Raw genomic sequence first — 23760 nt, 5'->3', positions numbered from 1 at the left:
CACCCCGGTCATGAAGCAGCGGCATCGGACCCCCCAGCAGCGGCAGCGGATCCCCCGGTGGCGGCAGCGGATCCCCCAGCGGCGGGCGCGGACGCCGGAGCAGAGGCCGCGCGCCGGTTCCGCCGTCGCCGGCGGCTGAACAGCCGTTCCATCCGGGGATCGATGGCGTCCCTGATCCCGTCGCCCACCAGGTTGAACGCCAGCGTCGTGATCAGCAGCGAGGCCGCCGGGAACCCCAGATACCAGTACGCCACCCGGTAGAAGCCCTGGGCCTCGCTCAGCAGGTTCCCCCAGGACGGGGTAGGGGGAACGATCCCGAGCCCCAGATAGGACAAGGTGGACTCGAACACGATCGCGGCCGGCACCAGCAGCGTGGTGAGCACGATGACGGGGGCCAGCAGGTTCGGCAGGATGTCCACGAACATGATCCGCGCGTCGCCGGCCCCCATGGACCGGGCCGCCTCCACGTACTCGCGTTCCTTGAGCGACAACGTCTGGCCGCGCACCACGCGGGCGATCGCCGCCCAGGAGTAGAACGAGATCACCCCGATCGTCGCGGTCAGCGAGGGCCCGGCGATGGACACCACCGCGATCGCGAAGATCAGGTACGGGAACGACAGGACCACGTCCATGAGCCGGGACAGGATGGTGTCGATGACGCCGCCGTAGTACCCGGCCAGCAGCCCGATGACGACCCCGATCAGCGCCGCCACGCCGGTCGCGACCACGCCGACGAGCAGCGAGACGCGCGCGCCGTACAGGACCCTGATGAACAGGTCGCGGCCGAGGCGGTCGGTGCCGAACCAGAACTCGCCGTTGGGCCCGACGGGCAGGCCCTGGTCGGTGATGCCGGTGTCGCGGAACTGCTCGTCGGGGTCGTGGCCGTTCCAGGCCGAGATGAGCGGCGCGGTCAGGGCCAGCAGGCACAGCAGCACGACGACGATGCCCGAGATCAGGGCCACCCGGTCCGACCTGATCCGCGCCCAGGCGAGCTGCCAGGGGCTGCGTCCGGCGATCGTGCGGTCGGCGACGACGTCGGGGCGGATCTCCGTGAGAGTCATGCGGTCCTCCCGGCGGTCAGGTCCTCGCCCGCCTCGACGGGGTAGTGGCAGGCCACCAGGTGCTCCTGGGGCACCAGCAGCGGTTCCTCGGCCGAGCAGCGTTCGCGTGCCTTCGGGCACCGGGGATGGAAGCGGCAGCCGGCGGGCGGGTCGATCGGCGAGGGCACGTCGCCGGTGAGGATGATGCGGTGCCGCCGTTCGGCCTCGTCGGGGTCGGCCACGGCGGTCGCCGACAGCAGCGCGTTCGTGTACGGATGGCGGGGCACCGCGTGCAGCTCCTCCGCGGTGGCCAGTTCGGCCACCTTGCCCAGGTACATGACCGCGATCCGGTCGCTGACATGCCGCACCACCGACAGGTCGTGGGCGATGAACAGGTACGTCAGCCCGAAGTCGTCCTGGAGGTCCTTGAGCAGGTTGAGGATCTGGGCCTGGATGGACACGTCGAGCGCCGACACCGGCTCGTCGCAGATGATCAGCCGGGGCCGCAGCGCGAGCGCCCGCGCGACCCCGATGCGCTGCCGCTGCCCGCCGGAGAACTCGGCGGGGAAACGGTTGTAGTGCTCGGGGTTGAGCCCGACCCGTTCCATCAGCTCCTGGACGGTCCGCCGCAGCTCCTGGCCGCTCTGCACCCGGTGGATGACGAGCGGGTCGGCGATGATCGAGCCGACCCGGCGGCGCGGGTTGAGCGAGCCGTACGGGTCCTGGAAGATCACCTGGATGTCGCGCCGGTAGGGCCGCATCCGGCGCCGCGGCAGGTTCGTGATGTCGGCGCCGTCGAAGCGCACGCTGCCGGAGGTGATGGGATGCAGGCCGGCGATGCACCGGGCCAGCGTGGACTTGCCGCAGCCGGTCTCGCCGACCAGGCCGAGCGTCTCGCCGGGCGACAGCGACAGGCTGACGCCGTCGACGGCTCTGACCTGGCCGATCGTCTGCTTGATCAGCATGCCGCTGGTGATGGGGAAGTGTTTGACCAGGTTCTCGACTTCGAGCAGCATCAGGCCTCCTCCGCCGTGCCGTGCACCGCCCGTTTGCGCAGCGCCTCGGCCTCCGCGCCGAGCCCGATCGCCTCGTGCGGCAGCCAGCACGCCGAGGCGTGCCCGCGCGCGCCCGTGATGGAGGCCAGCGGCGGCCGTTCGGCGGAACAGACCGGCATCACGTACGGGCAGCGCGGATGGAAGGCGCACCCGGACGGGATCGCGATCAGGCTCGGCGGCGAGCCGGGGATGGGCCGCAGCCGTCCGCCGCGGTCGCCGGTGCTGCCCGGGATCGACTCCAGCAGGCCCTTGGTGTACGGGTGGTGCGGTTGGTAGTAGAGCGTGCGCCGGTCGGCCCGCTCGACGACGAGCCCGGCGTACATGACAAGCACCTCGTCGGCCATGCCGGCCACGACGCCGAGGTCGTGCGTGATGAGGACGAGCGCGATGTCGAACTCGGCCTGCACCCGCCCGATCAGCTCGAGGATCTGCGCCTGGACGGTCGCGTCCAGAGCCGTGGTCGGCTCGTCGGCGACGATGAGCTTGGGGTTGAGCGCGAGCGACATGGCGATCATCGCCCGTTGCCGCATGCCGCCGGAGAACTGGTGGGGGTAGTCGTCCACCCGGCGGTCGGGGCGCGGGATGCCCACCAGGCCCAGCAGTTCGACGGCCCGTTTCCTGGCCTCCGCGCGGCGGGTGCCGGGATTGTGGACGCGGATCAGCTCCTCGATCTGCCAGCCGACCTTGTAGAGCGGGTGAAGGCTGGTCAGCGGGTCCTGGAAGACCACGCTGATCTCCGCGCCGCGGATGCGGCGAAGCTGCTCGTTGTCGAGTCCGAGCAGGTCGACGCCCTCGAACAGGGCCGTACCGGAGATGTCGGCGTCGGGGGTCAGCCCGAGTATCGCCTGGGTGCTCACGGTCTTGCCGCTGCCGGACTCGCCGACGATCGCCAGCGTCTGACCGCGGTCGACGGTGAACGACAGCCCCCGCACCGCCTGGACCACGCCGTCGGAGGTGGGGAAGGACACCTGGAGGTCGGTTACCTCAAGCAGGCTCATATGTCTCCCTCGCGGCCGTCCCGCGGGCCCGCCTGCCGGCGCGCCCGCGGGACGCCGGTCGTCAAGGCGTGTTGGGGTTCAGCCAGAGGTTGGTGACGTCATAGACCTGGTACGACGGCAGGTACAGGGCGTTCTGCACCCGCTTGTTCTTGTAGAGCGGCGTGTTCTGGTTGTTCAGCGGCACGATCACCGCGTCGCCCAGCACCGTCTGGTCGGCCTCGTGCCACAGCGCCGCGGCCTTGGCCTGGTCGGTCTCGGCGAGCGCCCGCTTGATCAGGTCGTCCACCTTGGGGTTGCTGTAGCAGCCGTAGTTGCTGGTGCCGGGGTTGCAGTTGGTCTGGAACAGCGGCTGCATGACCGCGCGGCCGTTGGTGCCGTACCAGTCGGGGATCCAGCCGGGGGCCGACAGGTCCCATTCGCTGTTCTTGGCGTGCGAGGGCGTCTGCAGGTAGGTGTAGTAGTCGCCCTGGCGCAGCGGCAGGCCCTTGACGGTGATGCCGCACTTCTTCAGGTCGGCCGAGTACGACTGGAAGTTGGCCGGGTGGTTGCCCGCGTTGCGGAAGGCGCCGATGAGGGTCAGCCCGTTGGGGTAGCCGGCCTCGCTCAGCAGTTGCTTGCACTTGGCGGGGTCGCCCTGGTCACCAGGCGTCGGGTACGGGTTGTACTCCTGGTAGCCGATGTTGCCCGGTGGGATGACCGTGTGCAGTGCGGTCGCGACGTCCGCGCCGCCGTAGATCTTGGCGATGGCGGTCTTGTTGATCGCGTACTCGATGGCCTGGCGGACCTTGAGCTTGCCCATCGCCCCGCCGGCGTTCTTGCTCTGCAGGTTGAACACCACGTACGGGTTCGTCACCGCGCCGGGGAAGATCGTGAAGTTGGGGTCGTTGCTCTTGAGCTGCGGGATCTGCGAGGTCGGCACCGGCAGGTCCCATGACAGGTCGGCGCTGCCGGCCTCGATCTGCTGCTGGACCGCGTCGGGCTCGCCGACGCCCATCTTGACGTCGATGGCGTTGACGTACTGGTGCCTGATCGGGTCGGACTCCTGCTTCCAGGCCGGGTTCTTCTCCAGCCGGATCGACTTGGTGGCCACGTACGAGGCGATCTTGTACGGGCCGTTGGAGATCACGTGCTGGCGGAAGGTGGCGTCGTCGGGGACGTACTGGTCGTACTCCTGCGGTGCGGCCGAGGCGAAGTTCAGGGCCAGGATGTTGAGGAAGTCACCGGCCGGCTGGGTCAGGGTGAAGACGATCGTCTTGTCGTCCTTGGCCTGCACGCCGGCGATGTCGTGGCCGTTCTGGAAGTCGGCCAGGGCCTTGGCGGTGGGCTTGGCCTTCTCGAACGCCTTGATGTAGGCGTCGCAGTACTCGGCCATGCCCTTGATCGTGCTGGTGTAGTAGCCGGGCGCGCCGGAGCCCGCCACCGGGTTGCAGATGCGCTTGAACCCGCGGACGAAGTCGCCCGCCGTCACCGGCCGCGGCGGCTGGGTGTCCCACTGCACGCCGTCGCGCAACTTGATCGTGTACGTGAGCTTGTCGGCGCTCAGGCCGCCGTTCGCCTCGGTGGGCAGCTCGGTCGCTATGTCGGGCAGCACCTCGTAGCCCTTGGTGGTGTCGGCTCCCGCCGCGACGCCCTGGAGGGCGTACAGCTGGCGCGAGTAGCCGCGCATGATCGCGATGGTGACGACGTAGTAGATGCTGGTCGGGTCGAGATGGTCGACGTCGCCCGAGCCCACGAGCCTGAGCGTGCCGCCCGAGACGGCGCTTCCCGAGCTCTGGCTCGCGGCGGGGGGCGGAGCGGATTTGCTGGTTCCGTTCTGCGTCGCGCAGGAGGTGGCGAGCAGAGTTGCCGCCGCCACCGTGATGATGCTGAGATGGCGCAAGCTGGCCATCTGGCCTCCCTCGTGCCGAGATGGGGGTGTTGTTGGCTGGCACAGCTGGGGCGCGTGTCGTGGCCGCGACGCGCGCCCCACGTTTACTGAGACGAGCAACCCATGCCGGAGGAAGACTGTCGAGGTCGGTTACGTAACTGTTTGCGACTAGCGACTGGTCGGTAATGCTGATTCAGTACGGGAATTGTCTGGAGATCGCGACATTAACTGAATAGCTGCTGGTAGAAAGCCAGCTCGGCGGCCAGGGCCGCGACCCGCGTCTCCAATCGGCGAAATCCGTGGGATTCGCCGTCGAAAGCGAGATAAGTGCAGGAGACGCCGCGCTCGGACAATGCGTCGGCGAAGGCCGTCGACTGCTCGGGCGGCACCACCGGGTCGTCGAGCCCCTGCAGCAGCAGCATCGGGCAGGACACCCCGTCGACCAGGCCGAGCGGCTCCCTGGAGGCGTAGACGGCCGGGTCGTCGCCGACCAGCCACTCGACGTAACGGGACTCGAAGTCGTGGGTGTGCGCGGCGAGCGGCGCGAGCGCGCTGACGCCGTAGTAGGACACCCCGCCCGCGAACACGCCGGAGCGGCAGCAGGCGGCCATCACCGTCCAGCCGCCCGCGCTGCCGCCGCGCACCGCGATCCGGGCCGGGTCGGCCAGCCCGGAGTCGGCCAGCCACTGGGCGGCGGCGACCGTGTCGGCGACGTCGACCAGCCCCCACTGGCCGCGCAGCCGCTCCCGGTAGGCGCGACCGTAGCCGGTGGAGCCGCCGTAGTTGACGTCGAGCACGCCGATGCCGCGCGAGGTCAGGAACGCCTTCTCCAGGTCGAGCGCCGTGTCGGCGTGGGCGGTCGGGCCGCCGTGCACGAACACCACGAACGGCGTCGGCTCCTCGGCGACCTGGTGCAGGAAGGCGTGGACGGGCCGCTCGCCCGGCACGACCACCGGCCGCGGATCGGGCTGCCCGGACAGGTCGGGCAGGCGCTCGTCGGCCCCCGCCAGCGGCTCGGCCCGCCCGGAGGCGACGTCGACCCGCACGACCGAGCGCGGCAGCCGGGCGGCGTGGCCGACGCCCGTCACGGACATGCCGTCGGCGGCGAGGGCGGCCTGCCATCCCGTGTAGGGCAGGTGGAGGTCGTGGAGCGCTCCCGTGGCCGGGTCGAGCACGCCCAGCCGCAGGTCACCGCGCCCGTGCAGGACCGCGAGCCGCCCGTCGGCGAGCACGGTGTACGGCGCGCCGCCGAGCTGCCACGGCGGCTGCGTGAACTCCTCCTCGGCCGGGCACAACGCCCGCGGCGCGGCGCCGTCGAGGCCGCACTCGTAGAGGTTCCACCAGCCGGAGCGGTCGGAGACCAGGTAGAGGGTGGCGTCGTCCTTCCAGGCGGGCGACAGGACGGACTCCGCCTCGCCGCCCAGCACCGTGCGGGTCTGCCCGTCGCGCAGCCGGACGACGCGCAGCTCCGTGCCGTCCCAGGGCATGCGGGGGTGGTTCCAGCAGACGTAGGCCAGGTGGGCGCCGTCGGGGGACGGGACGGGCGAGGCGTAGAAGTCGTGGCCGGACGCCCGCTCCCGGGGCTCGCCGCCCTCCAGCGGGATCGACACGACGGAACGGGTGATCTTGCCGTGCTCGCCGTGGCGCTCGCGCACCGCCCAGACCTCGCCGTCGCGGACGGTCAGGTCGGCGTAGCGGGAACCCTCGGCGGTGAGGGGTTTCGGCTGGCCGTTTTGCCCGAGAATGTACAGGCGCTGGTCGGCCAGACCGGCGAAGACCACGTCGCCGCCGGGCGTCACCGCATAGGGACGGCCGCCGTACTCGTGGACCCTCGTGCGGGCGCTCCAGGGGGCGGGCAGCAGGTCACGGCAGGTGCCGTCGGGCTCACGGCGGACGATCGCGGTGCGGCCGCCCTCGCCCGGACGGTCTTCGGTCCACCACACCCGGCCGCCCTGGGCGACGGGCCAGCCGGGCCGCAGACCGGCGGCGGCGACGTCGCGGGCGGAGATGGCGGACGGCCAGAAAGGCATACCCGCATCCTGCCCGAAGATCCGGGGCCGTGGGGCGCGATCAAGAACATCTCTCCTGCGGCGGCATCGAGGTGGGCAGGTTGAGCCCGGTGTCGCCGAACCACTTGCGCAGCAGCCGCGTGGCCGTCCCGTCCCGCCACATCTCGACCACGGCCTGCTCGGCGGCCTCGCAGGTCACGATGTCGCCCTTCTTCAGGCCGATGGCGTACCGCTCGTCGGTGAAGGGGTCGTTGAGCAGCCGGAACAGGCCGGGGGCCTGCTGGGCGAAGCCGGCCAGGGTCAGGTCCTCGGTGGAGACGGCGTCCAGCTGGTTGTCGCTGAGCTTGCGCACGCAGTCGGAGTAGTTGGCCGCGGGCACGGCCACGACGGGCAGGTCGAGCTTGCCGTCAGGCGGCGGGTCGGCGACGCGCTTGAAGGAGTTGGAGCCCGGCACCTGGCACACGCGCTTGCCCCGCAGGTCGGTGACGGCGCGGATGGACGCGTCGTCGGCCCGGACCATCGTGTCCTGGTGCACGAGCACGTACGGGCCGGCGAAGGTCACCTTGGGCCTGCGGGCCTCGGTGATGGAGTAGGTGGCGAACACCATGTCCACGGTGCCGTTCTGGAGCAGCGCCTCGCGGCCCGCCGCCGGCGCCTCCCGCCAGGTGATGCGCACGGGCCGGCCGCGGGCCAGCTTGGCGACTACGTACCGGGCGACGTCCACGTCGAAGCCCACGGGGTCGCCGGGGCCGGCCTTCAGGCCCAGGCTCGGCTGGTCCCATTTGGTGCCCACGATGACCTGGCCGGTGCCCCTGATCTTGCCCACGACGGTGGAGTAGGCGCCGCCGCCGCCGCACGCCACCGGTACGGCGAACGCGGCCGTGCCGGCCAGCGCCACCACGACTCCACGCATCCGCACGCACAGGAGTCTGTGGGCTCGGCGGCCCGGCCGGGCCGGTCTGCGTGCCGCACCGGCGAAGATCTGAGGCTTTCTTTACGAGACGGCGGCGGGACGGGGATCCCGCCGCCGTGCTCGTCGCCGGGCCCGTCGCCGGGCCGGCAGGTCACTCCACGGGGATGTCGGGCGCCATGCCGCCGCCCTCGGTGCCCTGGCCGGTGCCGACGCCGACGGCCGCCGCGCCGGGGGTGGCGATCGGCCGCGCCGAGGTCTTCCTGCTGCGCCTGCTGCGCCGCTCCAGCAAGGTGGCCAGGTAGCTCAGCGTCATGTTGAGCGCCACGTAGATGACGCCGATGACGATCGCCGCCGGGATCAGCGAGCCGAAGTACGCCGCCGGCAGCACCTTGAACCCGGTGTTGAGCAGGTCGACGTAGGCGATGATGTAGCCGAGCGCGGTGTCCTTCAGCAGCACCACGAGCTGGCTGACGATCGCCGGCATCATCGTCGTGACCGCCTGCGGCAGCAGCACCAGGCGCAGCACCTGGTTCTTGCGCATGCCCACCGCGTAGGCGGCCTCGGCCTGGCCCTTGGGGATGGCGTGCACGCCCGCGCGCACGATCTCCGCCAGCACCGAGCCGTTGTACAGCATCAGGCCCAGCACCACGGCGATGAAGGCGTAGTCGCCGCCGCCGGCGATGGCGGGCGCCAGGTAGAAGATGAAGAAGATCAGCAGCAGCAGCGGGATGGCCCTGAAGACCTCCACCACCGTGGCCGCCGGGATCCTGATCCAGGCGTGGTCGGAGAGCCTGGCCAGGCCGAAGACCGCGCCGAAGACCAGCGCGAGCACCGCCGCGGTGGCCGCCGCCTTGAGCGTGCCGAGCAGGCCCGGCAGGATGAACTCCTGCCACACCTCGGCCGTCAGGAACGGCTGCCAGATCTTGCCTTCCCACTGGCCCTTGGCGTCGAAGCCCTGGTAGACGAAGTACACGACGGCCAGGACCGCCACGAGGCTGACCGCCGTCAGCAGGTGGTTGCGCAGCCGGCCGCGCGGGCCGGGTGTGTCGAACAGGACGGATGCGCTCATCGGGCCACCGCCAGACGCCTTGCCAGCCAGCCGGAGAGGAAGCCGATCGGCATGGTGAGGACCATGAAGGCCACGACCACCCCCAGGAAGATCGGGATCGACGCGCCCGTGGTGTCGAACGTGAGCTTCATCTCGGCGGCCACGTCACCGGCGAACCCGCCGGCCACCGCCACCGTGGTGTTCTTGATCATGGCGATCATCACGCTGCCCAGCGGCGCGATGACCGACCGCAGCGCCTGCGGCAGGATGATCATCCGCAGCGACTGCATGAAGGTCAGCCCGATCGCCCTGGCCGCCTCCGCCTGCCCCATCGGCACCGTGTTGATGCCGGAGCGCACCGCCTCGCACACGAACGCCGCCGTGTAGACCGAAAGGCCCATCGCGACGATCCAGAACGAGTTCGTCCGCGGCACGTCGGAGAAGATCAGGCCCAGCTGGTCGCTCAGGCCCAGCGCCGAGAACGCCAGCACCAGGGTCAGCGGGGTGTTGCGCACCACGTTCACATAGACCGTGCCCGCCGCGCGCAGGACGGGCGTCGGGGAGACCCGCATCCCGGCCAGGATCGTCCCGAGGATGAGGGAGACGACCGCGGCCACGAGTGCGAGCTTGATGTTCTCCAGGAAGCCCAGCGCGAGGTTGGGGAGGTACTTGATTAGTTCGTCCATCGTGCTCCACCGCATAGAGCGGCGGCGGCCGGGATCCCGGCCGCCGCCTCTGGCGTGACTAGCTGCAACCCTCGGCCGGAGGCGCGGTCTCCGACAGCTTCAGGCCCTGGATGCCGCCGAACCACTTCTCCAGCAGCTGCTTCATGGTGCCGTTGTCCCACAGCTTCTTCACCGCGGTGTTGACGGCCTCACACGTCTTGCTGTCGCCCTTCTTCAGGCCGATGCCGTACTTCTCGTCGGTGAAGCCCTGGCCGAGCACCTTGAAGTTGCCGCCGGCCTGCTTGGCGAAGCCCGCCAGGATCAGGTCGTCGGTGGTGACGGCGTCGAGGTTGCTGCCCGACAGCTTCTGCACGCACTCGGAGTAGGTGGCGGCGTCGACGGTCGTGGCGTCGATGTCGAGCTTGCCGTCCGGGGGCGGGTCGGTGACGCGCTTGTAGGAGTTGGAGCCGGCCGCCTTGCAGATCTTCTTGCCCTTGAGGTCCTGCGGGGTGTTGATCGCGGTGTCGTCCTTGCGGACCATGATGTCCTGGTGCGCGATCACGTACGGGCCGCCGAAGGACACCTTGCCCTTGCGCTCCTCGGTGATGGAGTACGTGGCGAAGATGATGTCGACGGTGCCGTTCTGGAGGAAGGGCTCGCGGTTGGAGGAGGCCGACTCCTTCCACTCGATCGAGGCGTCCTTGCCGCCGTTCATCTCCTTCAGCACGGCCTTGGCGACGTCGACGTCGAAGCCCTCCGGCTCCGACCCCTTCTTCAAGCCCAGGCTCGGCTGGTCCCACTTGGTGCCGACCACGACCTTGCCGCCGTCCTGGACCTTCTCCAGGACGCTGGCGTAGGTCTTGTCCCCGCCGCAGGCGGCGAGCGCGGCGAGCATGCCCACTCCCGTGACCACCGCTCCCAAACGACGCATGTGCATGTATACCTGCCTCAAAATCTCAGTGCGTGAGGATCTTCGAAAGGAAATCACGCGCGCGGTCGGTCTGCGCGTTGGTGAAGAACTCGTCGGGGGTGTTCTCCTCCACGATCTGCCCGTCCGCCATGAAGACCACCCGGTTGGCGGCCCGGCGGGCGAATCCCATCTCGTGCGTGACGACCATCATCGTCATGCCGTCACGTGCCAGCCCGATCATCACGTCGAGCACCTCCTGGACCATCTCCGGGTCCAGGGCCGAGGTGGGCTCGTCGAAGAGGATCATCTTCGGGTCCATGGCCAGCGCACGTGCGATCGCGACCCGCTGCTGCTGGCCGCCGGAGAGCTGGGCCGGGTACTTGTCCGCCTGCGCGGCGATGCCCACCCGTTCCAGCAGCTCCATGGCCCGCGCGTCGGCCGCCTGGCGGTCCTTGCGGCGCACCTTGATCGGGCCGAGCGTGACGTTCTCGCGAATGGTCTTGTGCGCGAACAGGTTGAAGGACTGGAACACCATGCCGACCTCGGACCGCAGCCTGGCCAGCCCCCTGCCCTCCTCGGGCAGCAGCTGGCCGTCGAACACGATCCTGCCGTCGTCGATCGTCTCCAGGCGGTTGATCGTCCGGCAGAGCGTGGACTTCCCACCGCCCGAAGGGCCGATGACCACCAGAACCTCGCCACGAGAGACGGTCAAGTTGATGTCCTTCAGGACGTGCAACGCCCCGAAGCGCTTGTTGACGCCCTCCAACTGAACGAGTGGAGTGGCGTCGCCGTTCTCCGTCATGGACCAAAACGGTAGAGGTCATTAAGACGCTGGTCACTAACCAGGTGGTACCGATCCGGTCACATCGTGCCGTCAAGCTGGTGTTTTAGACGGGGGCGGCTGCCGCGAGCCGGACAACGACTACCCTTGAACCTGCCATGACTGTGACCCAGGAGAGCGCCCGCACGTACGAAGTGCGCACATACGGGTGCCAGATGAACGTGCACGACTCCGAGCGCCTTTCCGGCCTGCTGGAAGACGCCGGCTACGTGCCGGCCCCCGACGGCGCGACGGCCGACGTCGTCGTGTTCAACACGTGCGCCGTGCGGGAGAACGCCGACAACCGCCTTTACGGAAACCTCGGCCATTTGCGGCCGGCCAAGATGGACAACCCGCGCATGCAGATCGCGGTGGGCGGCTGCCTGGCCCAGAAGGACCAGGGCGACATCGTCCGCAAGGCGCCCTGGGTCGACGTCGTCTTCGGCACCCACAACATCGGCTCCCTGCCGGTGCTGCTGGAGCGGGCTCGGGTGGCCGGCGAGGCGCAGGTCGAGCTGAAGGAGTCGCTGGAGGTCTTCCCCTCCACGCTGCCCACCAAGCGCGAGTCGGCCTACGCGGCGTGGGTCGCGATCTCGGTCGGCTGCAACAACACCTGCACGTTCTGCATCGTGCCCTCGCTGCGCGGCAAGGAGAAGGACCGCCGTCCCGGCGACGTCCTGTCCGAGGTGCGCACGCTCGTCGGCCAGGGCGTCCTCGAGGTGACCCTGCTCGGACAGAACGTCAACACCTACGGCGTCGAGTTCGGCGACCGGCTGGCCTTCGGCAAGCTGCTGCGCGCCTGCGGCGACGTCGAGGGCCTGGAGCGGGTGCGCTTCACCTCGCCCCACCCGGCCGCCTTCACCGACGACGTCATCGCCGCCATGGCCGAGACGCCCAACGTCATGCACCAGCTCCACATGCCGCTGCAGTCGGGCTCCGACCGCGTGCTGCGGGCCATGCGCCGCTCCTACCGCGCCGAGCGTTACCTCGGCATCATCGAGCGGGTGCGGGCCGCCATGCCCGACGCGGCCATCTCGACCGACATCATCGTCGGCTTCCCCGGCGAGACCGAGGACGACTTCCAGGCCACCCTCGACGTCGTCCGGCAGAGCCGCTTCGCCAACGCCTTCACCTTCCAGTACTCCATCCGTCCGGGCACCCCGGCGGCCACGATGGAGGACCAGATCCCGAAGGAGGTCGTCCAGGAGCGTTACGAGCGCCTGGTGGCCCTGCAGGAGGAGATCTCCTGGGAGGAGAACAAGAAGCAGGTCGGCCGCACGCTGGAGGTGCTGGTCGCCGAGGGGGAGGGCCGCAAGGACGACGCCACGCGCCGCCTGTCCGGCCGCGCCGCCGACAACCGGCTCGTGCACTTCGCGGTGGGCGAGGAGACCCCGAGGCCCGGTGACATGGTCACCGTCGAGGTCACCTACGCCGCCCCCCACCACCTGGTCGCCGACGGCGCGGTCCGGGCGCTGCGGCGCACGCGGGCCGGCGACGCCTGGGAGGCCCGCCAGGGCGCCCCGGCGAAGGGGCCCGGCGTGCTGCTCGGCATGCCGTCCGTCGGCCGCCCGGCGGCTCCCGCCCCGGCCGCCGGAGCCTGCTCGGCCCACTGAGTCACCGCGTTCCCGCACCCCGCCGCCCCTTCCGGACGGCGGGGTGTTCGGCGTGGGTCAGCGGCGGAGGCGGTCGAGGAAGCTGTAGCACGGCTGCCGGCGGAAGTCGTCGAACGTGGCGCACGGGTCGGGCGCGCCGGCCCGTACGGAGGGAGGCGGCGGCGGGGGAGGCGCCTGACGGTCCGGCTCGGGGACGACCCGTTCCCTGGGCGGCGCCTGCGGGGACGCGTGCGGAGCCGGACGGCGTACGGCGGCCCGCCGGGACGGACGCGGCGGCGCGACGAGCGGCGGACGCGTCGGAACCGCCTTGAGTGAGACCGGGGACGACGGCCCGCCCTCCACGGGCCTGCCCTTCCACGGCTCGCCCTGCACCGGCGGGAGCGAGGGCTCGCCCGGCTCCGTCGTCGTGGGCCGGCCGGGCGCCGGCACGGCCTCCATCCAGCCCGGCGACCAGGGGCCGGGCGACCAGGGGCCCGCCGACGGTGTGGGCGGCGCCGGGGACGGCTCGGCCACCGGTGAGACCGCGATCTGCGAAGGAAAATGCGATCTTGGGATAAGCGGTGTTTCCTGATCGAATTCACGACGGCTTTGCGGGCGCGATTCCGGAGAACTGGTGAATGCCAGGAAAATCCCGAGGCCGGCCGTGACGAGTACCCCGGCCGCTCCGGCCGCGGCGCCCAACCGGGGACGGCCACCTGGGCAAACAGATCTTTGGGGGGACAAGTCGTGATTCCTTTGTGATTGGTGTGCGAGCATTCCGCTGATGCGGCTAGTGTGGTCCATCACCCGCGGAAGCCGGCGAGCTTTCCCCGATACGACCGCAGGGAGCTGCACCACCATGCATGATCCGACCGAGACGGATCGTCAGGAGATCCTTTCTGGGCCGGGCCCGTCCCCGAGGCCCCCCGGCAAGAGCAGGAAGACCGCCATCATCGCCGCGTCGGCCCTCGTCGGCGTGCTCGCCGCGGGCGGCGCCGGCTACCTGCTGGCGGCCAAGCCCGGCCCGAGCACCCAGCAGGAGCAGGGCTCCGGCCGCCCGTCCCCGGCCACGAGCGCCGGCGACGAGGTGTTCGAGGCCGACGAGGAGGCCACGATGGGCGACGCCACCACCGACGCCCCCGACGACGGCCTGCCCACCGACGGTTCCGACGACTCCGCCATGGGCGACGCCGTCACGGACACGGGCGGCGGCTCCGACCCCGCCGACAAGGGATCGACCGGTTCCGACGGCACCGGCGGCACGACGCAGACGGGCACCGGCAAGAAGCCCGGCACACCGTCCACCAAGGCCCCGCAGCCGGATGGCGACAACCCCGCCGACGGCCCCGCGGGGGAGCTGACCGGCCAGTGCGCCAAGAACGGCTGCTGAGCGGACCGCGCCAAGTGGCTCGCCCTTTCCGGCCGGTAATGGACCTGCTGGAGAGCCGGCCGTCCTCGTAGGGTGCCGGGCATGACGACTGACAGAGCGGCCACGTTGCGCCGGCTGCACGTGCCCGGCAGCCCGCTGATCCTGCCCAACGTCTGGGACGCCGCCTCGGCGCGCGCGGTCCAGGAGGCCGGGTTCCCGGTGGTGGCCACCGGCAGCGCGGCCGTCTCCCGCGTGCTGGGGTACGCCGACGGCGAGAGCACGCCGGTCGGCGAGATGATGGCCGCCGTCGCCCGCATCGCCAGGGCCGTGGACGTGCCCGTGACCGCCGACGTCGAACGCGGTTACGGCCTCGCGCCCGGCGAACTGGCCGAGCGGCTGGCCGAGGCGGGGGCGGTGGGCTGCAACGTGGAGGACTCCGACCCGCGTACCGACGAGCTGGTCGACGCCGGGGCGCAGGCGGACTTCCTGGCCGGGATGCGGGCGGCCGCGGGCGACGCCCTGGTGATCAACGCGCGGGTCGACACCTACGTACGGGGCCTGCGCGACCGGGCGGCGGCCGTGTCGCGCGGCCGGCGCTACCTGGAGGCGGGGGCCGACTGCGTGTACCCGATCACGCTGGCGGACGAGGACGAGATCGCGGCCCTCGTCGCCGAGGTGGGCGGGCCGGTGAACATCCTGTTCCGGCCGAAGGCGCCGTCGTACGCGCGGCTGGCGGAGCTGGGGGTGGCCAGGATCAGCTTCGGCGGCGGCCTCCACCAGGCGGCCCACGCCTACACCGAGCGCCTGCTCACGGCCATCGGACAAGGCCACGACCCCTACACAACCTGACCACCGAACTCAGCGCGCGCACCGGGGTCCTGAGGGTTTGGGGCGCTGCACGCGTTGGGGTGTTGAGGGGTGCGGGCCCTGGGCGGGCTGGCCGTCGGGGGGTGGCGGGTGGCGCGTACGCTTGCGCTCGTGCTTGTCGCCGCGGCCGTCTGCCCGCAAACCCCGCTGATCGTGACCGGGCTGCCCGAGCTGCGCGCGGCCTGTCGTACCGCGGTCGCCGCGCTCCGGGCCGCCCGTCCCGACGTGCTGGTCGTGGTGGGCGGCGCGGAGACGACCCGCTCCTACGACGGCGCCGCGGCGGGCAGCCTGCGGCCCTGGGGCTTCGAGGTCACGGTGGGCGAGGGCCCGCCCGTGCTGCCGCTGTCCCTGACCGTCGGCCGCCGCCTCCTGAACGACGCCGACCAGCCCTCCAACCGGCCGCCCACCACCGACGCCGAACGACCCCCCACTCGATCGCGCACTCACGACGCCGAGGGGGTTCCCGCGCAGGCGGTTGCCTTTGACGCGGCTCCGGCCGAGTGCCGGGCGATCGGTGCCGAGCTGGCCGCCCTCGGGCGAGTCGCGCTGCTGGTCATGGCCGACGGCTCGGCCTGCCTGACCCCGCGGGCCCCGGGCCGGTACGACGAGGCGGCGGGGCCGTACAACGACCTGATCGCCGAGGCGGTCGGCAGGGCCGACGCGGCGGCGCTGGCCGCGCTCGACCCCGTCGAGGCCGACCGGCTCTGGGTGACCGGCCGCGCGGCCCTCCAGGTGCTGGCCGGCGCGGCCGAGGGGACGCCCCTGACGGGCACGCTCCTCATGCAGTCGTCGCCCTACGGCGTCGGCTACTTCACAGGCGTGTGGAGCTGACGAGGCGGCACCGGGAGACGCGTCAAGCCAGGGGTCGGCGGCGGGGGACGGGGATGCGCATCAGGTCGCGGGCCGTGATCACTTCGCCGTCGAAGCTGCGCCGCACCTCCTCCACGAACGACGGCTCCTCGGCGAACCCGTACCGCTCGGAGAAGTGCGTGAGCACCAGCCTGCGCACGCCCGCGTCGGCCGCCACCACGCCCGCCTCGAACGCCGTCAGGTGCCCGTACTCCTTGGCCAGCGCGCTCTCGGCGGACAGGAACGTCGACTCGATCACCAGCAGGTCGGCCCCGGAGGCCAGCTCGAAAACGGCGTCGCACAGGCGGGTGTCCATGACGAACGCGGCGCTCTGCCCCGGCCTGGGCTCGCTGCACTCGGCGAGCGTGACGCCCCGGACCGAGCCCTTGCGCTGGAGCTCGCCGACCTCCGGGCCGCGGATGCCGTGGCGGGCCAGCCGGTCGGGGAGCATGCGGCGGCCGTGCGGCTCCTGGATGCGGTAGCCGTACGACTCGACGGGGTGGGACAGGCGGCGGGCGATCAGGGGCCCCACCCCGGCCAGCGCGCCGGAGACCGGATGCTCCTCGATCACCGTCGTGTCGGCGAACGCGGCCGCGTGCCGCAGCCTGCGCCAGTAGGTCTCGCCGGCGGCGGGGAAGACCGCGCGCACCGGATGGCGCACCCGGTCGCGGGCGATGCGCTGCACGACCCCGGGCACGCCCAGGCAGTGGTCGCCGTGGAAGTGGGTCACGCAGAGCCAGTGGACGTCGTTCGCGCTCAGCCCGGCATGCAGCATCTGCCGCTGCGTGCCCTCGCCCGGGTCGAAAAGGTAGCCTTGCCCGTCCCAGCGCAGAAGGTACCCGTTGTGGTTACGGTGTCGGGTGGGCACCGCGCTGGAGGTGCCCAGCACCACGAGTTCACGTGAGGACATGATGACCACGGTCGCGTTCGCCGAGGTGCCGACGCCGGTCGGCCCGTTCGTCCTGGCCGTCACCGAGCGGGGGCTGGTCGCCTCGGGATGGGGATCGCCCGCCGGACTGGCCGGCCGGCTCGGCCTGGCTGAGGTTCATGATGCGGATCGTACGGCCTCCGCCGTCGCCGAGCTGAACGCTTATTTCGCCGGCGAGCTGCGCACGTTCAGCACCCCCGTGGACTGGCGGCTGATGACGGGCTCCCGGCTGCAGGTGCTGCAGGCCCTGCACCGCGTCCCGTACGGCACCGCCGTCACCTACGGCGAGCTGGCCCGGCGCGCCGGGTCGAGCGTGCCCGCCCGCGGCATCGGCTCGATCATGGGCTCCAACCCGATCCCCATCATCGTGCCCTGCCACCGGGTGGTCGCGGGCAACGGGCTGGGCGGGTTCAGCGGCGGCGTGGGGGTGGAGACCAAGCGCTGGCTGCTGACCCACGAGGGATACCTCCAGCCGACGCTCCTCGACCTGTAGGTGGTCCGTCCACACCCGGACAGTTGACACACTGGTCGGTGTGCGCCAGCAGCCAGTCATCGCCGTCGTGGGCCCCACGGCGGCCGGGAAGTCCGATCTCGCCGTCGACCTCGCGCTCCGGCTCGGGGGCGAGTGTGTCAACGCCGACTCCATGCAGCTCTACCGCGGCATGGACATCGGCACGGCCAAGCTCACCCTCGCCGAGCAGCGCGGCGTCCCCCACCATCTGCTGGACATCTGGGACGTCACGGTCACGGCCAGCGTCGCCGAGTACCAGCGGCTGGCCAGGGAGCTGTTCACGAAGATCGACGTACCGGTGCTGGTCGGCGGCAGCGGCCTCTACGTCCGCGCGGCCCTCGACGACCTGGAGTTCCCCGGCACCGACCCGGTGATCAGGGCCCGGCTGGAGGAGGAGCTGGCCGAGCGCGGCCCGGCCCCCTGTACGAGCGGCTGCGCGAGCTCGACCCGGCCGCCGCCGAGGCGATCCTGCCGAGCAACGGCCGCCGCATCGTGCGCGCGCTGGAGGTGATCGAGCACTCCGGCCGGCCGTTCTCGGCCACCATGCCGTCCTACGACGCCGTCTATCCCAGCGTGCAGCTCGGCCTGGAGGTGCCGCGGCCCGAGCTCGACGAGCGCATCGAGCTGCGGGTCGAGCGCATGTGGGCGGCTGGGCTGGTCGAGGAGGTCCGCGCGCTGCTCGGGCAGGGCCTGGCCGAGGGGCGCACGGCGGGCCGCGCGCTCGGCTACGCCCAGGTCATCCGGTTCCTGGAGGGGGAGTGGAGCGAGGAGCAGGCGTTCGCCGAGACGGTCAGGGCGACCAGGCGCTTCGCCCGCCGCCAGGAGTCGTGGTTCCGCCGCGACCCGCGGGTGCGCTGGCTCCCGTACGACGCCCCAGATCTGCTCGAACGCTCCCTCGCGCACATCGCCGACCCGGGTGCGGCATAAACTCAGGCAATGCGGTTTCTCAAGGGGCACGGCACCGAGAACGATTTCGTCATCCTGCCCGATCCCGATGACGGCGTGGAAGTGACGGCCGCGCTCGTGGCCAAGATCTGTGACCGGCGGGCCGGGATCGGCGCCGACGGCGTGCTCCGGGTCGCCAGGACCAAGCAGCACGCCGAGGTGGCCGAGCAGGCCGCGGTGGCCGACTGGTTCATGGACTATCGCAACGCCGACGGCAGCGTCGCGGAGATGTGCGGCAACGGCGTACGCGTCTTCGCCCGCTACCTGGTGGACGCCGGGCTGGTGGAGGGGTCGGAGTTCAGCCTGGCCACCAGGGGCGGCCCGCGCCGGGTCCGCGTCGAGCCCAACGGCGACATCACCGTCGACATGGGCAAGCCCGCCGTGCTGGGGGAGAGCGTGGCGGGCGTCGGCGGCCACGAGTACTCCGGTCTCCACGTCGACATGGGCAACCCCCACCTGGCCTGCGCGATCGGCGACCCGGTCGTCCAGCTCGACCTCAGCCACCAGCCCGGCTTCGACACCGGGGTCTTCCCGGCGGGCGTCAACATCGAGCTGTTCAACCCGGTCGGCGTCAGCCGCGTGGTGATGCGGGTCTACGAGCGCGGCTCGGGCGAGACGCGGTCCTGCGGCACCGGTGCCGTGGCGACCGCCGTGGCCGCCGCGCACATGTCCGGCGACACCACCGGCACCTGGACCGTCGAGGTCACCGGCGGCTCGCTGACCGTCATCCTCGACGAGGACACGAGCTACCTGTCCGGCCCGGCGGTGATCCTGGCGAGCGGCGAGCTGATGCTTGCAGAATGATGTTCTCCTGAGGGATGCTGGGTCCACTTTCCGAACCGAGGAGGGGTTGAGGATGGCGGACCCGCGTACCACGGCGGTCCAGGTCAAGGCGCCGATCGGCCAGTACGGCGGCGGCTTCATGGTCTCCCGCGAGGCCAAGGCCGTCTGCGAGGAGCACGGGCTCGGCCCGCGCGAGCTGTACTTCCGCGGGCGCTGCGGGGTGCTCGGCGAGTGCCATGCCGACGTGGTCACCTCGGTGGCGGTCTTCTTCCCGGCCGCCCACGTCCAGGAGAGCTGGAACGGCGGCAGGAAGATGCCCGTCGAGCAGGCCGTCGAGCTCTACACCGAGGCGTGCAGGCAGTGGGGGCGGCGCAAGTTCGGCGGCCACGACGGCTGCGCCCGGATCGCCGAGCTGCTCGAACCGGTCGTCGCGCAGGCCTCGCCGGTGGGCGCGCCGCTGTTCGCCGGCTGGCGGGCGGTGCCGCTGCCGGACGACGCGCCCGCGCGTGCCGTCCAGCTCATGCACGTCCTGCGCGAGCTGCGCGGGGGCCTGCACGCCAACGCCGTGCTCGCGGCCGGTCTGCATCCTCTGGAGGCCACGCTCGCCGCCGTCCACGACACCACCCCCTTCGGCTACGCCGACGGCGTGACGATCGCCAGGTTCTTCACCTGGCCCGAGCCCTACGCCACCCCCGGCCCCGAGGTCGTGGCGCGGCGGGCCCAGGTCGAGGAGACCACCGACGACCTGATGGCCCCGGTCTTCTCGGTCCTGCGCGACAGCGAATCGGACGAGCTGATCGAGCTTCTGCGTTTTGGGGACGCTCGTTGACCTGGCAGACTGACTGCCCATGGACGTGGACATCTGGGCCTGGGTCGGCGAAACCCAGCAGCAGCTTTCCGAGGCGGGCAACGTTGGCCTCGCCATGGCGCTGGGAGACCTTCCCGCACAGGCCTACGAGGGCCGGTATCCGCAGCTCGACGTGATGGCCCCGGCCATCGCCCAGCAGGCCGAGACGCTGGAGCTGCCCTGGCTGGAGTTCTACGCCCGCTACTGGCACCTCGTGGGCCGCATCGGCGACCGGGCCCAGGGCGCGGTGGCCATCGACGACGCACGGCAGCTGCTCACGTTCGCCCAGCGCGAAGACGTGCGCGAGTGCCCGGCCACCCCGGCCGCCGTCGAGGCGATGGCCATCGTGTGGGCCAACACCGACGGCCCCGGCTACGCCGGCGACCGCCTGGAGACGGTGGGCGCCTTCCTGGAGGGCATGAGCCCGGAGCGGCCCGCCTTCAGCGGCCTGGTCACCCAGTACGTCGCGGCGCTCGTCGACGCGGGCAAGGCCGGCGAGGCCGTCGCCTACGCCGAGTCCGCGGTCGAGCGGCTGCGCACGGCCGGTCGCGGGGCGAGCTGGGAGCTCGGCGCCGAGGGCGCCCGCGCCCTGCTGGCCGCCGGCCGGGCCGACGACGCGCTGGCCGCCCTGCAGGCCGCCGCCGACCTCGCCCCCGACGACCCGCCCGCCAAGGCCCATCGCGAGGGTGTGCGCCGCGCGCTCATCCTGGCCGAGCTCGGCCGCACGGCCGAGGCCGTCGACGCGCTGCCCGACCTCGACGTGGTCGGCGAGCACCCGCGTGTCTTCGTCGAGTGGTCGCGTGCGGTCGCCAAGCTGGCCGGGTCCTCCCAGATCACCAACACCTGGCAGCTCGGCCGGGTGCTGCGCCAGTGGATCGACTACTTCGGCATGATGGGCGGCTACCGCGCCCGCGTCGAGCTCGCGCTGGTCGCGGGCGACCTGGCCGTCGCCAGGAGCGGCGTGTGGCAGGCCCGCCTGCTGGCCGACCTGGCCGAGTCCGGCGCGGCGGAGCTGCGCGGCGAGACCGGCGACCTGACCGAGCGCGTCGCCGCGCTGCGGGCCGCCGCCGACGCCGCCGCCGAGCCCGCGGCCCCCGGGCCCCTGCCGGAGCGGGTCGGCCTGTTCGACGCCGCCGACGGCTTCAACGCCGACCCCGAGAAGTGGGTGGGCTGGCTCGCGCCGCTGTCCGGCGAGGACCTGGAGGCCACCCGCCGCCACACCACCACGCTCGGCTTCCTCGGCTTCCCCGCGGCGGGCGCCGACATCTACTGGAAGCTGCTGGTCGACTCCGGCGACATCGCCTCCGCCGACCCCGACGACGTGGCCTACCTGACCACCCTGCTCATCGAGGCCCGCCAGGACGAGCGCCTCGAGCAGATGGCCGCGCTGCTGCCGCACGCCGCCCAGTACCTCGCGCTGGCCAGGCTGCACAGCGCCCGCGAGCGCTGGCCGGAGACCCTCGACGCAGCCGAGCACGCGGTCGCGGCCGGGGCCGGCATCGAGGCCAGGCGCCTGCTGTCCGGCGCCGCCCAGCAGCTCGACCACAACGACAGGGCGGCCGGCGTGCTGGCCGAGGTGATCGACGAGCTGACCGACGAGGACACCTGGCGCATGGTCGTCATGGCCACCTCGGCGGAAGACTGGGACACCGTGCGCAAGGGCGCGGCCAAGATCGGCATGCCGATCAAGTCCAAGCAGGGCCCGATCGAGGAGGAGATGGGCCTGATCCGGCTCATCCTCCCGGCGCCCGACGGCGGCCAGCGCCAGGTGTTGTCCATCCGCACCGGCCCGGCCACCGCCCGGCTGGCGCTGCCGCAGCCGCGCGGCATGGACTACAACGCGGGCGACCTGGTCGTGTTCGACCCGCAGCTGCTGGAGCCCGTCCCGGAAGACCCGCAGGAGCAGCAGAACTTCGTGCCGCCGTTCGCGGCCGTGCGCATCCTGCGTCCCGGCGGTTACACCAGCTACTTCTTCGACGGCGCCGCGCCGAGCGAGGAGGACTGGGCGGAGTTCACCGAGGTCATGGCCGAGCGCGGCTGGCCGATGTGGGTCTACAGCGACGAGAACTACGCCGTCACCCACCCGACCAGCGGCGAGTCACTGCCGGGCGTGTTCGGCTGGGTCGCGGTGCCGCCGGACGTGTCGGCCGCCGAGGTCGACGCCCTGCTCGACGACGCCACCGAGCGCTGGGTGCACCCGCTGGCCTGGCTCGACCTGGCCCGCGAGATCGACGTCGAGGTCGAGCGGCACGAGCGCATCGTCAAGGAATACGGGCTCTGACGTGCTGGAGCGCTTCAGCCTCGACGGCAAGGTCGCCATCGTCACGGGCGCGTCGTCGGGGCTGGGCGTGGCCTTCGCCCGCGGGCTGGCCGAGGCGGGCGCCGACGTCGTGATCGGCGCCCGGCGCGCGGACCGGCTGGCCGAGACCGGGCGCCTGGTCGAGGAGACCGGGCGTCGCTGCCTTCCGGTCCAGACCGACGTGGCGGTGCCGGAGGACTGCGACGCGCTGGTCGCCGCGGCCGTGGCCGAGTTCGGGGCGGTCGACGTGCTGATCAACAACGCGGGGGTCGGCACCGCCGTGCCCGCGCTGCGCGAGCGGCCCGAGGAGTTCCGCCGGGTGGTGGAGATCAACCTGCACGGCACGTACTGGATGGCGCAGGCGTGCGCGCGGGTGATGCGGCCGGGCTCGTCGATCGTGAACATCGGCAGCATCCTCGGCGCGACCACCGCCGGGCTGCCGCAGGCCGCCTACAGCGCGTCGAAGGCGGCCGTGGCCGGGCTCACCCGCGACCTGGCCCAGCAGTGGACGGCCCGGCGCGGCATCCGGGTCAACTGCCTGGAGCCGGGGTTCTTCGCCTCGGAGATGACCGAGCAGTATCCGCCCGGCTACCTGGAACGCATGCTGGACCTGCGGGTGCCGATGAAACGGGCCGGCGACCCGGCCGAGCTGGTGGCGGCGGCGGTCTTCCTGGCCTCCGACGCCTCGTCGTACGTCACCGGTGTCACGCTGCCCGTGGACGGCGGCATCCTGATCACCTAGACGGTCCTTCCAGTACGTTGTCGGGAATGAGCGCCCCCTACGTACGTTCCTACCGTCCGGCCGATCTGGCCGCCGTCTACGACATCTGCGTGCGCACGGCCGACGCCGGTGGCGACGCCCGCGGCCAGTACGCCTCCGACCTGCTCATGGGCGACATCTTCGCCGTCCCCTACGTCACCCTGGAGCCCGAGCACGCCCACGTCGTGGACGACGGCACGGGCCGGGCCGTCGGCTACGTCGTGGGCACCGCGGACACGGCGGCGTTCGTCCGCCGCTACCGCGAGGAGTGGATCCCGGCGTCCGCGGCCCGCTGCCCCCTTCCCGCCGACCCGCCGGTCACCGCGGACGACCTGATGCTCGCCCTGCACCACCGGCCCGAGCGCATGCTGGTGCCCGAGCTGGCCGATCACCCCGCCCACCTGCACATCGACCTGCTGCCCGACTGGCAGGGCAAGGGCTGGGGACGCCGGCTCATGAGCGCCTTCGTCGACGGCCTGCGCGCCGCCGGGGTGCCGCGGCTGCATCTGGGGATGGTCAGCACGAACACGCCCGCGCGGGCCTTCTACGACCGGCTCGGGTTCGCGGAGCTGGCCGTGGCCGACGCCGGGCCGGTGACGTACCTGGGACGGGACACCTCGCCACTCGGCTAGCTCTTGTCCGTGGGGAGCCAGGGCCTTATGTTCGTTGCGTAGTCCGGTGCGTG

The 23760-nt window shown here is 71.7% G+C and carries 22 protein-coding genes and 1 pseudogene; 11 read left to right on the top strand and 12 right to left on the bottom strand.

Translation table 11 applies throughout. The annotated features are described in order from the left end of the window. Positions 1-8: 8 nt before the first annotated feature. From ACNF49_RS46905 to ACNF49_RS46860, 10 genes are all read right to left on the bottom strand, one after another. Positions 9-1061 carry an ABC transporter permease gene (locus tag ACNF49_RS46905; protein ID WP_482941761.1) on the bottom strand — a complete coding sequence of 351 codons (1053 nt, stop codon included), beginning with the start codon at positions 1059-1061 and terminating at the stop codon, positions 9-11. Next, positions 1058-2056, bottom strand: coding sequence for an ABC transporter ATP-binding protein (locus ACNF49_RS46900; RefSeq protein WP_482941760.1), 999 nt, complete (start codon positions 2054-2056; stop codon positions 1058-1060). The genes ACNF49_RS46905 and ACNF49_RS46900 overlap by 4 nt, the downstream gene beginning before the upstream one ends. After that, positions 2056-3093 (bottom strand): ABC transporter ATP-binding protein, encoded by a 1038-nt coding sequence (locus tag ACNF49_RS46895; RefSeq protein WP_357985618.1) that lies wholly within the window; start codon positions 3091-3093, stop codon positions 2056-2058. Before ACNF49_RS46895 ends, ACNF49_RS46900 begins: the two co-directional genes overlap by 1 nt. A gap of 61 nt (positions 3094-3154) precedes the next feature. After that, positions 3155-4981, bottom strand: coding sequence for an ABC transporter substrate-binding protein (locus tag ACNF49_RS46890; RefSeq protein ID WP_357985615.1), 1827 nt, complete (start codon positions 4979-4981; stop codon positions 3155-3157). Between the two features lie 203 nt (positions 4982-5184). Continuing rightward, positions 5185-6990, bottom strand: a complete 1806-nt coding sequence (locus ACNF49_RS46885; RefSeq protein WP_482941759.1) for a S9 family peptidase — start codon at positions 6988-6990, stop codon at positions 5185-5187. Positions 6991-7030: 40 nt separating this feature from the next. Next, positions 7031-7882 carry a glutamate ABC transporter substrate-binding protein gene (locus ACNF49_RS46880; protein WP_482945679.1) on the bottom strand — a complete coding sequence of 284 codons (852 nt, stop codon included), beginning with the start codon at positions 7880-7882 and terminating at the stop codon, positions 7031-7033. 151 nt (positions 7883-8033) lie between these two features. Further along, complete coding sequence (locus tag ACNF49_RS46875) at positions 8034-8951, bottom strand: amino acid ABC transporter permease (RefSeq protein ID WP_357985606.1); 918 nt, start codon at positions 8949-8951, stop codon at positions 8034-8036. After that, positions 8948-9616, bottom strand: a complete 669-nt coding sequence (locus ACNF49_RS46870) for an amino acid ABC transporter permease (protein WP_357985603.1) — start codon at positions 9614-9616, stop codon at positions 8948-8950. The genes ACNF49_RS46875 and ACNF49_RS46870 overlap by 4 nt, the downstream gene beginning before the upstream one ends. Before the next feature lie 58 nt (positions 9617-9674). Continuing rightward, a complete protein-coding gene (locus ACNF49_RS46865; protein WP_357985135.1) occupies positions 9675-10526 on the bottom strand; it encodes a glutamate ABC transporter substrate-binding protein in 852 nt (283 codons plus the stop codon). 25 nt (positions 10527-10551) lie between these two features. Beyond that, the gene (locus tag ACNF49_RS46860) at positions 10552-11307 is read right to left on the bottom strand and encodes an amino acid ABC transporter ATP-binding protein (RefSeq protein WP_482941758.1); all 756 of its coding nucleotides are present in this window, start codon (positions 11305-11307) and stop codon (positions 10552-10554) included. A 137-nt stretch (positions 11308-11444) separates the two neighbouring features. Between ACNF49_RS46860 and miaB the strand changes: the two genes are divergently transcribed. Then, positions 11445-12938: a tRNA (N6-isopentenyl adenosine(37)-C2)-methylthiotransferase MiaB gene (miaB, locus tag ACNF49_RS46855; RefSeq protein WP_357985141.1), complete on the top strand. Its 1494-nt coding sequence runs from the start codon at positions 11445-11447 to the stop codon at positions 12936-12938. A gap of 57 nt (positions 12939-12995) precedes the next feature. Here the strand turns inward: miaB and ACNF49_RS46850 are convergent, their stop codons facing one another. Further along, positions 12996-13451: a hypothetical protein gene (locus ACNF49_RS46850; RefSeq protein WP_357985144.1), complete on the bottom strand. Its 456-nt coding sequence runs from the start codon at positions 13449-13451 to the stop codon at positions 12996-12998. 325 nt (positions 13452-13776) lie between these two features. On the opposite strand from ACNF49_RS46850, the gene ACNF49_RS46845 reads away from it, so the two are divergent. From ACNF49_RS46845 to ACNF49_RS46835, 3 genes are all read left to right on the top strand, one after another. Beyond that, complete coding sequence (locus tag ACNF49_RS46845; protein ID WP_482941757.1) at positions 13777-14307, top strand: hypothetical protein; 531 nt, start codon at positions 13777-13779, stop codon at positions 14305-14307. Positions 14308-14388: 81 nt separating this feature from the next. Continuing rightward, a complete protein-coding gene (locus tag ACNF49_RS46840; RefSeq protein WP_482941756.1) occupies positions 14389-15135 on the top strand; it encodes an isocitrate lyase/PEP mutase family protein in 747 nt (248 codons plus the stop codon). Between the two features lie 129 nt (positions 15136-15264). Beyond that, positions 15265-15984, top strand: coding sequence for a class III extradiol ring-cleavage dioxygenase family protein (locus ACNF49_RS46835; protein WP_357985152.1), 720 nt, complete (start codon positions 15265-15267; stop codon positions 15982-15984). A gap of 22 nt (positions 15985-16006) precedes the next feature. Here the strand turns inward: ACNF49_RS46835 and ACNF49_RS46830 are convergent, their stop codons facing one another. Continuing rightward, positions 16007-16912 carry a ribonuclease Z gene (locus ACNF49_RS46830; protein WP_357985155.1) on the bottom strand — a complete coding sequence of 302 codons (906 nt, stop codon included), beginning with the start codon at positions 16910-16912 and terminating at the stop codon, positions 16007-16009. On the opposite strand from ACNF49_RS46830, the gene ACNF49_RS46825 reads away from it, so the two are divergent. From ACNF49_RS46825 to ACNF49_RS46795, 7 genes and pseudogenes are all read left to right on the top strand, one after another. Beyond that, positions 16911-17423, top strand: coding sequence for a methylated-DNA--[protein]-cysteine S-methyltransferase (locus tag ACNF49_RS46825; protein WP_357985158.1), 513 nt, complete (start codon positions 16911-16913; stop codon positions 17421-17423). The genes ACNF49_RS46830 and ACNF49_RS46825 overlap by 2 nt on opposite strands. 40 nt (positions 17424-17463) lie before the next feature. Then, positions 17464-18368, top strand: a pseudogene (miaA, locus tag ACNF49_RS46820) (tRNA (adenosine(37)-N6)-dimethylallyltransferase MiaA). Positions 18369-18377: 9 nt separating this feature from the next. Then, on the top strand, positions 18378-19190 hold the full coding sequence (gene dapF / locus ACNF49_RS46815) for a diaminopimelate epimerase (protein ID WP_482941755.1): 813 nt from the start codon (positions 18378-18380) through the stop codon (positions 19188-19190). A 52-nt stretch (positions 19191-19242) separates the two neighbouring features. Continuing rightward, positions 19243-19998, top strand: a complete 756-nt coding sequence (locus ACNF49_RS46810; protein WP_482941754.1) for an SCO6745 family protein — start codon at positions 19243-19245, stop codon at positions 19996-19998. A gap of 19 nt (positions 19999-20017) precedes the next feature. Then, positions 20018-22297: a tetratricopeptide repeat protein gene (locus tag ACNF49_RS46805; RefSeq protein ID WP_482941753.1), complete on the top strand. Its 2280-nt coding sequence runs from the start codon at positions 20018-20020 to the stop codon at positions 22295-22297. A gap of 1 nt (position 22298) precedes the next feature. Continuing rightward, positions 22299-23057: an SDR family NAD(P)-dependent oxidoreductase gene (locus ACNF49_RS46800; RefSeq protein ID WP_482941752.1), complete on the top strand. Its 759-nt coding sequence runs from the start codon at positions 22299-22301 to the stop codon at positions 23055-23057. A 26-nt stretch (positions 23058-23083) separates the two neighbouring features. After that, a complete protein-coding gene (locus tag ACNF49_RS46795) occupies positions 23084-23707 on the top strand; it encodes a GNAT family N-acetyltransferase (RefSeq protein WP_357985176.1) in 624 nt (207 codons plus the stop codon). The last annotated feature ends 53 nt before the right edge of the window (positions 23708-23760 follow it).

The sequence above is a fragment of the Actinomadura sp. ATCC 39365 genome (assembly GCF_054392275.1).
The sequence above is the reverse complement of the archived record's forward strand: the minus strand, read 5'-3'. Positions and strand labels throughout refer to the sequence as shown.